The following is an 11,738-nucleotide window of genomic DNA, read 5'->3' on the forward strand; positions in this document are numbered from 1 at the left end:
GTATCACTTGACTATTAGTATTTTAATACAGGCAGCGATATTTTAAAACGGATACAGATTATTCGTATAATTATAATACAGGCAATGGTAATGAATTGATTTAGAGCAGAGGCTATACCAAGAGAATTGAGAGCAATAAAAAGAATTCCTCCAATCAAACATGCTACGGCATAAATTTCTTTTCGGAAAATTAAAGGGATATCATTACAAAGAGTATCCCTAATAACACCTCCCATTACAGCAGAAAACAAACCCATTATTATAGATAGAAAGGGATGTATTCCCAAGCTTAAGGATTTTTCGATTCCTATAATAGTAAACACACCAATACCTATTGTGTCGAACAAAAAAAGAGTTCGTTTTAAAGTCATTATGTGCTTTTTGAATAGAAAAGTCAGCGCAACACCAACAGATATAACTATTAGGTAATTAATGTCACTGATCCAACCAACCGGGAAATTTCCCAAAATTATGTCGCGAAGTGTTCCTCCGCCTATTGCAGTAATGAATCCAGTAAAGTAAGCGCCAAAAAGGTCGAGCTTTTTATTTGCCGCAGACAATGTACCGCTGATAGCAAATACAAGAGTTCCTAATAAATCAAATCCGTATAAGATTGTCATATCCTAATTTAAATACTGCACAAAAATCAATAAAATAATTGAATAGTGAAAAAAAAGGATGAGACTTTATTAAATCTCATCCTTATCAAGTAAATATTCTTGTAGTTACGATTGAGCATCAACAACAGCAATGGCTGTCATGTTAATAATTTCACGAACCGAACAACCCATTGGAATAATGTGGAATGGTTTTGCTGTTCCTAATAAAATTGGCCCAATATTTTCTGATCCATCTAAATCCTTCATTAATTTATAGGCAATATTTCCGGAACTTAGATTTGGAAATATTATGGTATTCACATCTTTCCCTTTAATTTTAGTAAAGCCAAATGTCTGATCTCTTAAATTCTTATCAAGAGCAAAGTTCAATTGCATTTCCCCATCTATCAATAAATCAGGATGGTTTGCGTGTAATTTTGAGATTGCTTTATTAACTTTTACAGGACTTCCCTTTCTCACTGATCCAAAATTAGAATAGGACACCATAGCCATTACCGGTTCGATATTAAAAGTTTTTAAGGCTCGGGCAGTACTCAATGTAGTGTCAACCAACGAATCTGATGTGGGTTCCGCATTAACAGTGGTATCTGCAAAAAACAGAGGCCCTTTTTTCGTCATGATGATATTCATGCCAACTAAAGTTTTCATACCTTCTTCGATACCAATTACTTTACTTGCTACTTTTAGAGCTTCAAAATAACGTGTAGCATATCCGGAGATAAAAGCGTCAGCATCACCATTTTCAACCATCATTGCTCCAAAATAGTTGCGGTCGAACATTTTTTCAACAGCTTCTTTAAGAGTTAAACCTTTACGACCTCGTTTTTCACACAAAACATTTGCGTAATGGTTCCTTCTTCCCGCTTCTGCTTGAGAACGGATATCGATAATTTCAGCGCCATTAAGATCCAATTCATTTTCCAACACAATTCTTTGAATATTTTCAGGGTTACCTAAAATAATAGGCTTTGCAATACCTTCGTGAAGAACAATTTGTGCTGCTTTTAAAACATTGAAGTTATTTCCTTCAGCAAAAACCACACGTTTTGGGTTGCATTTTGCTTTGTCGAAGATTGTTCTTATTAATTCATTTTCAGTCCCTAAGCGTTGTTTTAATTCTTCGGAATAAGCATCCCAATCAGTAATTATCTTTCGGGCGACACCCGATTCTACTGCTGCTTTTGCAACCGCAACTGCTACACTTGAGACCAAACGTGGATCCATAGCTTTGGGGATAATATAATGACGACCAAATATGATATTTGATTCATTATAAGCGGCATGTACAGATTCCGGCACAGGTTCTTTTGCCAGTTTTGCAATGGCATGAACCGATGCAATTTTCATTTCTTCGTTAATTGTACTTGCCCGAACATCCAGAGCACCTCTAAAAATGTATGGAAATCCCAATACATTATTAATTTGGTTTGGATAATCTGAGCGTCCCGTTGCTACAATTACTCCTTCTTTGGATTCAATAGCTTCATTGTAGTCAATTTCAGGATCAGGATTTGCCAAAGCAAATACAACAGGATTATCAGCCATGGAACTTACCATTTTTTTATTTACGATTCCTCCAATAGATAACCCTAAAAATACATCAGCACCAACCAATGCCTGTTCCAATGTGTCAATATTGCGTTCAGTTATGAATTGTTTTTTCTGACTGTTTAAATCGGTTCTTTTTTTATTTACCACCCCACGACTATCACACATAATTATGTTCTCAGGTTTAACACCAAGAGAAATATATAATTTTGTACATGAAACAGCTGCAGCACCAGCTCCATTAACAACAACAGAGATATCTTCAATTTTCTTTCCATTAATTTCCAAAGCATTTAATAAACCTGCTGCTGAAATAATAGCTGTTCCATGTTGATCATCATGCATAACAGGAATATCCAACTCATCCTTTAAGCGTTGTTCAATTTCGAAGCATTCAGGAGCTTTGATATCCTCAAGATTTATTCCGCCAAAAGTTGGAGCAATCGCTTTAACGGTTTCAACGAATTTATCCACATCAGTTGCATCTACTTCAATATCGAATACGTCGATATCTGCAAATATTTTGAATAATAAACCTTTTCCTTCCATTACAGGTTTGCCTGCCAATGCACCAATATTTCCTAATCCCAAAACAGCTGTTCCGTTAGAAATTACGGCAACTAAGTTACCTTTTGCGGTGTATTTGTAAGCATTTTCAGGATCTTTCTCGATTTCCAGACATGGCTCTGCAACCCCGGGACTGTAGGCTAAAGCTAGATCTCGTTGAGTTCTATAAGGTTTTGTAGGAATCACTTCAATTTTACCAGGGCGACCTTCTGAGTGATATTTTAAAGCATCTGTGTTATTTTTTGACATTATCCGTAGTGTTTTTAAAATATTGAATCAATAGTTTATTATTTGTTGTTAGCAACAAAGATGGGAATTATTGTATCGGATTAATGTGCGAAACGTCTCAAAATAATTATGAAATCAGTATTTGACTGGGACTCTACCAATTAGAAAAGATGACAAATAAAGGAATATTTCTAGATTTATATAGTCAGATTGTTACATATGGAATTGAAGTTAATTTACTGCTCACCTATTCTGCTTTTGATCTCTTTTTTAAGGATATTTCCAGTGGGCTTTCCTGATGGAGCAATGAAATATTAGATTTGAAGGCAAATAAAAAGGGATACCCAAAAAAGGTATCCCAGTTTAATTAGATTCTTTGGAAGAATTACTATAACAAACCTTTGATAGTTGTAATTGTAGAAGTAACATCTTCTCTGGCAGGAGCTATAGCTTTTGCTTTGTTTAATTCAACAATAGCTTTTTGAAAGTAAGTTTTAGCTTTCGCAGATTCTGCTTTATAATTTTCAGGTTCAGTATTTGCAGTAGGAGTTGCGGCCTGCATAATTTTAGCTCCTTTGTTATAGTACAAAGTTCCTAAGCTAAACAATGCATCAACTTGTAATTTAGATTTTACGTTACCGGCTTTTTTGTATAAATCTTCTGCAAGTTCAAATTTATCCGCCTTTTGAGCACTTTGTCCTTCAAGTAGATAATGCTTTGCAAGTTCAGAAACTAGTTTAGAGTTTTTTGTTGGACAAGCTGCAATGCCTTTATTTAAAGTCACAATCATATCCTCATATTTTTTCTGGCTTTTTTGAGCTTTAGCTTTGTACAGATATGCGATGGATGTTTTGTATTTATTTTCAACTGATTGACCAAAATACTGTTCCGCTTTCGCATATTTTTTCAGTTTAATTGCGCAATATCCTAAATTAAACACCAATGCAGGATCTTTTTCTGTGTCTTCAGCAGCCAAATATTTTTCATAGTTTACAAGAGCTGTTTTATAATCTTTCGATTTCAGAGCGGTATTGCCATCATTTTTAAATTGAGCTGCTGATTGAGCAAACACGCCAACTGCACTAAAACAAATCGCAAGAATCAGAATAAATTTTTTCATACTAAATTACTTTTATGATTAATTATATAATTGATTTTCTTTTAAAACAAGCCTAAAAATAACGATTTCATATAAAAATCAAATAAAAATAATGGAAAAATATTATTCAATATTTTTTTATCATTTTTATATCGCCTGAGATAGTTTAATTACCTCTTCAACAAAATAATCGTTTTTAATGACATAAGAATCATATTTAGTTAAGTCGTTACTTTCGATTAATTGCTTCAGCTTGTCTGTATAAACATCTCCAATTTCTGAATATTTATTAAGCAAAGGAATTAATTCAAATGGTTTCTCAGATATATATCTTTCTTGTCTAAATTCATCATAAGCATTTACTCTGGCAATTGTTTCAAAGTAATCGTTTACTGATTCTTCGATAGATGCATAACTTCTTACATAAATTCTTGTTGAATCTCTTCCTACGAGTGCCTGTATGCGGTTTTCACCTGCATCATAAGACCATATACCAAAAACATTATTGCCTTCGTTAAAAAAGCGTGACGATCCCCAGCCTGATTCTAATGCTGCTTGTCCCAAAACGATACTTGCAGGATGTGGCTTCAGTCTTATTTTTAACTCCGGAATTTCATTACAATTGTAGGTTTCAAATAATTTGAAAAGAAAAAGACTATCGTTTTTCATCATCAGCGAGTGTGTAAGCAACCAATGTTCGATGTGTTCTACTCTTGTAATTTTCTGATATAAAGAGTGTTGAGAAACTAATATAGATGGTAATAACATTTCTACAAACTTCATCTTTTTCTCATCAACAGGTAATCCTCTTAACGATACCACTTTAGTATAAATATAAGGGGTTACGCAAGAGTCTAAAATTGTATGTACATCCTCTACATTCTCAATTTCTGCAAATTGAGGAAGAATAGATATTTGAGTGAAGGTGCTGGATTTTTTGCAACTTACAAGAATAAATACAAAGCTAAGAATGGAAAAAATTACAACGCGCATTACTTGTTATTATTTTAGGATTGCTAAAATAGCGATTTCTTTCTCAGAATTAGCTTTTAAACATTTTAAATAAGATAAATCCTATAAAATACGAGACTTCATGCACACTAAAATAGACTTGTTTTGAAACAAAAAAATCAGAAACAAATTTGTCTCTGATTTTCATATGTTTATTATTTGTTTTTCAGTTGCCATATGGAACTTACCATGCTGAAATAATCATCCCCCTGTGTGTCAAAATCGATTTGGCATGGACGTTTCATATGTTTATTATTTGTTTTCATTTGCCATATAGCTTGTCCCGAACTTGTTTCGGGAGAACTTACCATATAATCATCTCCCTGTGTGTCAAAATTACTTTGGCATGGACGTTTCATATATTCTGGTGCAATGGCACTTTATTTTGAGATTGGTATAATTGTTACTTCACCAAAATCTACTGCTGGCTCGTTAAATGAATCTTCTAATTTAATATCCTTCACTATAGCATTTATAGTGCGTATAACGCCGCCATGAGTGAAAACCGCTATTTTTTTACAGTCTTTTTGTTTGATTTCGTTCCAAAATTCAAGAACCCGATCGCGAAGCATTACAAATGATTCTCCATTTGAACATTTCCTATTTACAAAATCCTCCATCCAGGCTGGGAATAAAGGATCTTTAATTTCGTCCCAGACTTTTCCTTCCCAATCTCCAAAGTTCAATTCCATTAATCTTATATCCTCTATTACTTGTTCTCCAAAAATATCATTGGCTAACTTCTTGGCTCTTGATAACGGGCTTGATACAATAAGATCAAATTCAATATCTTTCAACTGTTCTTTTACAGCTTCCAATTCGTCCTCGTAACTTTCAGCTAAATCAACATCTTTTTGCCCATAGCAAATGCCTTTCTCAACATTTACTTTTGTATGTCTGATTAAATATATCTCCATCTTATAAAACTTGATTAATAATTACCATATAGGATAAATAAAATACAATTTCACAAACTTGCTGTGTTGCCCCAATGCAATCGCCGGTAAAACCTCCTATCCATATATTAAAATATCTGCCTAATAAAACTTTACTCAAAAAAACAGGAATAAGAATAAGGAAAAACTTTATATTTCCCAATAATGCCAAAGGCAGAATACCTGTAATAATTGTGAAAATTAGATTTTTGGCAGATAGTTTTTGGGAATAATCTTTTGCTTTTGAATTTTCGGTTCGTGCATATTGGTGCGAATTTACCAAGGTAGCTGCAAACATTCTTGAAACTGAGTGGGCTGCAATTAAAATCAAGGGCAATTGAGCCGCAGATATAGAATACTGACAAAAAAACTTTGTCATCACCAGGAAAACAATACCTGTAACTCCAAATGCTCCAATTAAGGAATCCTTCATAATTTCAAGGATCCGCTCACGTGTCCAGCCTCCACCAAATCCATCACAAACATCCATAAAACCATCCTCGTGTAATGCTCCTGTAAAAAGAACGGTGAATCCCATACTTAGCATTACCGATAAATTAAAAGGGAAAACCAAATTGGCAAGATAAAAAACCAAACCTGCCAGCCCACCAATAATTGTACCTGAAATGGGGAAATATTTGATAGCTTCATGTTGATATTCCTTCTCAAACCGAGCCCATTTAGGAAATGGAATTCTTGTAAAAAAGGATAATCCAGTAAAGAATATGTCAATTTCTCTTCTCATCTATGCCTGTGAAATTTGATCGCTGTTACTTACGCCAGCATCTTCGAAACTAGCCATTTGGTTTAGGAAATTTACCGAAGATTCAATAATTGGATAAGCAACCGCAGCTCCTGTGCCCTCGCCCAAGCGCATTCCTAAATCGAGAATTGGCTCCGCTTTAAGATGCTGAAGCATGTGTTTGTGACCGTTCTCGTTCGATTTGTGTGTAAAAATACAATATTCCAGAACGTCAGAATTTATTTTTGATGCGGCTAAAAGTGCAGAACTAATAATAAAACCATCAACCAGAATCACCATTTTCAATTCAGCTCCTTTTAACATTGCTCCAGCAATCATGACAATTTCGAAACCACCGAAATGCGTTAGAATATTTTCAACATAATTATCGCCGTTATAATTAGCAACAGCATTTTTCAGTATTTCATATTTCTTTTTCAAACCTTCGTCATCCCATCCGGTACCACGGCCAACACACTCTTTTAAGTCGACTCCAGCTAAAATATGCAATAAAATAGCTGCCGACGAAGTGTTTCCAATTCCCATTTCACCAAAACCGATAATATTGGAGCCTTCCCGGTGCATTTTATCGCATAGATCTGCACCGCGCTTAATTGCTGTTTTAAATTGCTCCGCAGTCATTGCCGGTTCATTCAAATAACTTTTTGTTCCGTAATCTACTTTTGCATTAATAACTCCGGAGCTTTTGTCAAAATCGAAATTTACACCAGCATCAATTATCCGAATATCTATCCCATTCTGACGACCAAAAACATTAATTGCAGCACCGCCACTAAGAAAATTAGCGACCATCTGCCAGGTAACTTCTTGCGGGTAAGGACTAACACCATCAAGCGCAATTCCATGATCTGCGACAAACACCATGATAGTCGGTTGTTTCAATTCCGGACTCAAAGTGTTTTGAATACATCCAATTTTTACGGCTAACTTTTCTAAAACACCTAACGATCCAATCGGTTTGGTTTTTAAATCAATTTTATTTTGAAGTTGTTCCTTTAACTCATTGTTAGGTTTACTTATATTGAAATTCATGGATTCGATTTTTTTAAAATGTAAAATTAAATATAAAACAATTAGCTGATTGTTTTTACCTCTTCTGATTCACTGACTCCAGCTTCCTGAAATGAAGCCATTTCATTAATAAATTGAACGGCACTTTTTACAATCGGATAACAAACCATGGCTCCTGTTCCTTCACCCAACCGCATACCAATATCCAAAATTGGTTCAGCCTTTAAGTAATTTAGCATTTTAATATGAGCTTGCTCATTCGATTTATGGGCAAAAAGGCAATATTCCAATACTTTAGGATTGATTTTGGATGCAGCAAGCAAAGCTGAAGTAATGATAAATCCATCAATTAACATAGTCATTTTTAATTCTGCAGCTTTCAACATGGCACCTGCAATCATAACGACTTCAAATCCTCCAAATTGAGTCAGCACATCAAGGGGATTATTACCACCATTGTATTTATGCAAAGCTTCATTCAATAATTCAAATTTTGATTTTACGCCATTATCATCCAATCCAGTTCCTCTTCCTACACACTCTTCCAGGCTAATATCTGCTAAAAGGCTAAGTATTAACGCTGCCGATGATGTATTTCCGATTCCTTTTTCTCCAAAAGCAATAAAATTGCATCCATCTTTATGAATTCCTTCAATAATGCCGGCGCCACTCCTAAATCCTTCAAGACATTGATCTTTTGTCATTGCAGGGCCAAATCGAAAGTTCTTAGTTCCGTAAGCAATTTTTTTATTGATAATATTTAATGATGGATCAAAATCATGATCAATACCTGCATCAACAACTTTAAAATTAATATTATGCTGACGCGAAAATACATTTATTGCTGCACCTCCCTGCATATAATTGTAAAGCATTTCATAGCTAACAGATTTAGGATAAAAACTTACACCATCATCTGCTATTCCATGATCTCCGGCAAATACAACCACTGCAGGATTCTTAATTTCAGGAGATAAACTTTCTTGAATGCTCCCTATTTGAAATGCAATCTTTTCAAGCATTCCAAGCGAACCAAGGGGTTTTGTTTTCCCATTGATTTTATTTAACAGCTCCTGATCCAAGGATGTGGATAAGGAGGATATTTTAAATTCCATCACAATTATTTAAAGGTTTCGAATTTGATTATCGATTAATCATGGCTTTTAAAATACCAAGATCATAAATTATTATCTCCCTGTATTCTGAATTTGTCTTATTGTCTATTCCAAATCAAAAATAGTATCGGTTCTGTTATAAAGTATTTTTAATTTCAAGTGGTAAGCCAGATATAATTAAGGTAACACGGTCGGCTTTTTTTGCAATGTATTGATTAATGCTTCCTTGCAAATCATTGAACCTCATAGCCAATTTATTTTCGGGATGTCCACCTAATCCCAATTCATTGGTAACGATTATCCAATCACAATTTTGGTCGAATAGTATTTCTAATTCCTGAATTGCTTCTTGCAAAGATTTTTTATCATCCTCTTCATTATCAAAAAAGAAGTTGTTAATCCACAAGGTGATGCAATCTAAAAGTACTACTTTCCCCGAAAAATCATGTCGACTCAAAAACTTCTCTTCTTCAATAGTAGTCCATTGATTTCCACGTCTGTTTTTATGTATTTCAATTCTGTCACGATGTACTTCGTCCCAAATTCGTGAGGTTGCCAGATAAACGGGCTGATTACTTAAGGATAGTGCCAGATCTTCAGCAAATAAACTTTTCCCGGAACGTTGTCCTCCTGTAATTAAATGAATCATTGCTAACTTCTTTTTGGATCAGTATCCTTAATTAATATGGAATATTTAAAGTGTGAAGTTACAAATTAAAGATTCCAGCCGGAATTAAATTTTCCTTTTTTATAACAGAATTCCATATGGAAAATAGACAGCAATAATGAAAAGAATACTGGCAAAACACACCGAATGGTTGATGTAAAAAAGTTTACAGATGTCTTCGTTTGTTATTTTCCGATTATTATCTCCAATAAATGGTTTGTAAACACTTTTACCTTCGTAATCATGAGGTCCGCCAAATTGACAATTTATGATTCCTGCAAGAGCCGATTCCGGGTAGCCGGCATTTGGACTAAGATGAGCATGTCCATATTTAAAAATGTATAAAAAGCCTTTCGCATTGAGGGTGAGTAATACCATTAGAAAAGCAGTAATACGAGCGGGAATAAAATTCGCAACATCATCTAATCGGGCAGCAACTCGTCCAAACAAAATGAACTTCTCATTTTTATATCCAATCATGGAATCCATTGTATTAATCATTTTATAACACATCATTCCCGGAACTCCGGCAATGGCATAATAAAAAAGAGGAGCAACAACACCATCCGATAAATTTTCTGATAAAGTTTCTAATACAGCCAAACGTATTTCCTGTTCCGATAGTTTGGATGTATCCCGACCAACAATCCATGATAATCTTTTCCTGCCTTCTTTCAATCCCTTTTCATTAAGGTGTTTAAATACTTCTGATCCTTCCTGCAACAAGCTTTTATTCGCCAATCCGTAAAAAACCATTATCGAGGTAAGTACAATATAAATTGTACTATTCCAGTTTAAAGTGATAATACTTAGGTACAAAAAAATAAAATATACAATTGTTGCTAATCCTAAAGTCATTACAGCTCCTTTGAATAATTGGTATTTTCCTTTATTCAGATGTTTCGTAAAAAAGGAAATCGTATTACCGAATAAAACGATTGGGTGTGGCAAGCTTCTTGGATCACCAAAAACAAGATCTAAAATGTATCCTATAACAAGAGGGAGGATTATGAGTTCAATTTGCTCCATTGAATTAATGCGTCGATTAATAATTGATTTTTTTCTTTGGTTTGTGTCGCGAGGCGGAAATAACAAGAATTTAAACCACGAAAATTAGCTGCATCACGAATCAATATTCCAAAGTTCGAAATTAAGAACTTTTTTAGCTCAAAAGCAGATGATTTTTCTAGTTCAACCAAAAAGAAAGAAGTTTTTGAAGGATGAATTTGCAGACCTGAAACTTTTTGGAGATTTTTCTGAAATTTTTTAGTTTCTGATTTATAGTAATTTACAGGGGGGAGAAAATCGGTTTTATTTGCCAAAAGGAATTTCCCAGCCTCAATTGCCAGAGAATTTACCGTCCAAGGAGCTTTGTAGAATTGAATATTCTGTACCAATACCTTGTTTGAAATCAAATATCCCAATCTCAGGCCGGGAATTGAAAAGTTTTTAGTGAGAGATTTCACCAAAATTAAATTCTTGCACTTATCGAGTAAATCTATACATGAGTTAATCTCATCAGTAAAATCAATATAAGCTTCATCAATCACAAAAATAGATTTTGAATTGATTTTTAGCATTTCCTCAAGTTCATCCGATTCTAAAATATTCCCATTTGGGTTATTAGGATTGCAAATCCAGACCAAGCCTTCTTCAAAAATGGTTTTGCTGGTTAATTCGGCCCAATTAATATAGAATAGCTTGTGTTTATTGACTTTGCAGGCATCTTCATATTCGGAAAAAGTAGGGATGATGATACTTGAATTAGATTCAGAAAAACATTGTGCAATAAGGTAAAAGGCTTCCGTAGCGCCATTGGTTGCAATGATTTGATTCTTATTAACATTTAAATGAATCGCCAATGCATCTACCAGACTCTCAGCAGATGCTTCCGGATAAGAATGTATAGTATCCCAATTATTGAATAGGTGTTGTTTTAGATTTTCGGATTTCCCACCAAACCATACATTACTGCTAAAATTAGCAACAATTGCTTGTTTATATTGGTAACCATCATCTCCATGTCCGTGTAACATCCTGTTATATAGGTTTTAATGGTAAAATATATTTATTAATTGTGTCTGAAATTTTTATAAAATATAGAACAGAACTTTAATTAAACGGCAAGAGTTTACAAATGTAATTACAGATGTAAACTCTGACATTTCTAAATA

General features: G+C 34.1%; 12 protein-coding genes. All 12 read right to left on the reverse strand.

The features are described from left to right. Positions 1-14 precede the first annotated feature (14 nt). The 12 genes from ACHZAX_RS09025 to ACHZAX_RS09085 all read right to left on the reverse strand — a co-directional run bounded on the left by ACHZAX_RS09025 (position 15) and on the right by ACHZAX_RS09085 (position 11,600). Positions 15-620 carry a trimeric intracellular cation channel family protein gene (locus ACHZAX_RS09025; protein ID WP_101309576.1) on the reverse strand — a complete coding sequence of 202 codons (606 nt, stop codon included), beginning with the start codon at positions 618-620 and terminating at the stop codon, positions 15-17. Positions 621-725: 105 nt separating this feature from the next. Next, complete coding sequence (locus ACHZAX_RS20840; protein WP_320018859.1) at positions 726-2,984, reverse strand: NADP-dependent malic enzyme; 2,259 nt, start codon at positions 2,982-2,984, stop codon at positions 726-728. 367 nt (positions 2,985-3,351) lie between these two features. After that, positions 3,352-4,083 carry a tetratricopeptide repeat protein gene (locus tag ACHZAX_RS09040; RefSeq protein ID WP_101309578.1) on the reverse strand — a complete coding sequence of 244 codons (732 nt, stop codon included), beginning with the start codon at positions 4,081-4,083 and terminating at the stop codon, positions 3,352-3,354. Positions 4,084-4,209: 126 nt separating this feature from the next. After that, complete coding sequence (locus tag ACHZAX_RS09045) at positions 4,210-5,055, reverse strand: glucosaminidase domain-containing protein (protein WP_320018860.1); 846 nt, start codon at positions 5,053-5,055, stop codon at positions 4,210-4,212. Positions 5,056-5,228: 173 nt separating this feature from the next. After that, complete coding sequence (locus ACHZAX_RS09050; protein WP_320018861.1) at positions 5,229-5,432, reverse strand: hypothetical protein; 204 nt, start codon at positions 5,430-5,432, stop codon at positions 5,229-5,231. 21 nt (positions 5,433-5,453) lie between these two features. Continuing rightward, positions 5,454-5,990, reverse strand: coding sequence for an alpha-ribazole phosphatase (gene cobC / locus ACHZAX_RS09055; RefSeq protein ID WP_320018862.1), 537 nt, complete (start codon positions 5,988-5,990; stop codon positions 5,454-5,456). Between the two features lies 1 nt (position 5,991). Continuing rightward, complete coding sequence (locus ACHZAX_RS09060; protein WP_320018863.1) at positions 5,992-6,753, reverse strand: adenosylcobinamide-GDP ribazoletransferase; 762 nt, start codon at positions 6,751-6,753, stop codon at positions 5,992-5,994. Then, complete coding sequence (cobT, locus tag ACHZAX_RS09065) at positions 6,754-7,803, reverse strand: nicotinate-nucleotide--dimethylbenzimidazole phosphoribosyltransferase (RefSeq protein WP_320018864.1); 1,050 nt, start codon at positions 7,801-7,803, stop codon at positions 6,754-6,756. Between the two features lie 41 nt (positions 7,804-7,844). Further along, entirely contained in the window at positions 7,845-8,897 is a 1,053-nt protein-coding gene (gene cobT, locus ACHZAX_RS09070) for a nicotinate-nucleotide--dimethylbenzimidazole phosphoribosyltransferase (RefSeq protein WP_101309583.1), read from the reverse strand. A gap of 136 nt (positions 8,898-9,033) precedes the next feature. After that, a complete protein-coding gene (locus tag ACHZAX_RS09075) occupies positions 9,034-9,546 on the reverse strand; it encodes a bifunctional adenosylcobinamide kinase/adenosylcobinamide-phosphate guanylyltransferase (protein ID WP_101309584.1) in 513 nt (170 codons plus the stop codon). A gap of 99 nt (positions 9,547-9,645) precedes the next feature. Continuing rightward, on the reverse strand, positions 9,646-10,593 hold the full coding sequence (cbiB, locus tag ACHZAX_RS09080) for an adenosylcobinamide-phosphate synthase CbiB (protein WP_320018865.1): 948 nt from the start codon (positions 10,591-10,593) through the stop codon (positions 9,646-9,648). Beyond that, a complete protein-coding gene (locus ACHZAX_RS09085) occupies positions 10,572-11,600 on the reverse strand; it encodes a pyridoxal phosphate-dependent aminotransferase (RefSeq protein ID WP_320018866.1) in 1,029 nt (342 codons plus the stop codon). Before ACHZAX_RS09085 ends, cbiB begins: the two co-directional genes overlap by 22 nt. Positions 11,601-11,738: the final 138 nt, after the last annotated feature.

The organism is Labilibaculum manganireducens, from assembly GCF_963665805.2.
Taxonomy (GTDB): Bacteria; Bacteroidota; Bacteroidia; order Bacteroidales; family Marinifilaceae; genus Labilibaculum; species Labilibaculum manganireducens.

What these genes read in the sequence shown, in the direction of transcription:
- cbiB (WP_320018865.1), bottom strand. Translation starts at nt 10,593, where the DNA reads ATGGAGCAAATTGAACTCATAATCCTCCCTCTTGTTATAGGATACATT.
- ACHZAX_RS20840 (WP_320018859.1), bottom strand. Translation starts at nt 2,984, where the DNA reads ATGTCAAAAAATAACACAGATGCTTTAAAATATCACTCAGAAGGTCGC.
- cobT (WP_320018864.1), bottom strand. Translation starts at nt 7,803, where the DNA reads ATGAATTTCAATATAAGTAAACCTAACAATGAGTTAAAGGAACAACTT.
- ACHZAX_RS09075 (WP_101309584.1), bottom strand. Translation starts at nt 9,546, where the DNA reads ATGATTCATTTAATTACAGGAGGACAACGTTCCGGGAAAAGTTTATTT.
- ACHZAX_RS09025 (WP_101309576.1), bottom strand. Translation starts at nt 620, where the DNA reads ATGACAATCTTATACGGATTTGATTTATTAGGAACTCTTGTATTTGCT.
- ACHZAX_RS09045 (WP_320018860.1), bottom strand. Translation starts at nt 5,055, where the DNA reads ATGCGCGTTGTAATTTTTTCCATTCTTAGCTTTGTATTTATTCTTGTA.
- ACHZAX_RS09060 (WP_320018863.1), bottom strand. Translation starts at nt 6,753, where the DNA reads ATGAGAAGAGAAATTGACATATTCTTTACTGGATTATCCTTTTTTACA.
- cobT (WP_101309583.1), bottom strand. Translation starts at nt 8,897, where the DNA reads ATGGAATTTAAAATATCCTCCTTATCCACATCCTTGGATCAGGAGCTG.
- cobC (WP_320018862.1), bottom strand. Translation starts at nt 5,990, where the DNA reads ATGGAGATATATTTAATCAGACATACAAAAGTAAATGTTGAGAAAGGC.
- ACHZAX_RS09040 (WP_101309578.1), bottom strand. Translation starts at nt 4,083, where the DNA reads ATGAAAAAATTTATTCTGATTCTTGCGATTTGTTTTAGTGCAGTTGGC.
- ACHZAX_RS09050 (WP_320018861.1), bottom strand. Translation starts at nt 5,432, where the DNA reads ATGAAACGTCCATGCCAAAGTAATTTTGACACACAGGGAGATGATTAT.
- ACHZAX_RS09085 (WP_320018866.1), bottom strand. Translation starts at nt 11,600, where the DNA reads ATGTTACACGGACATGGAGATGATGGTTACCAATATAAACAAGCAATT.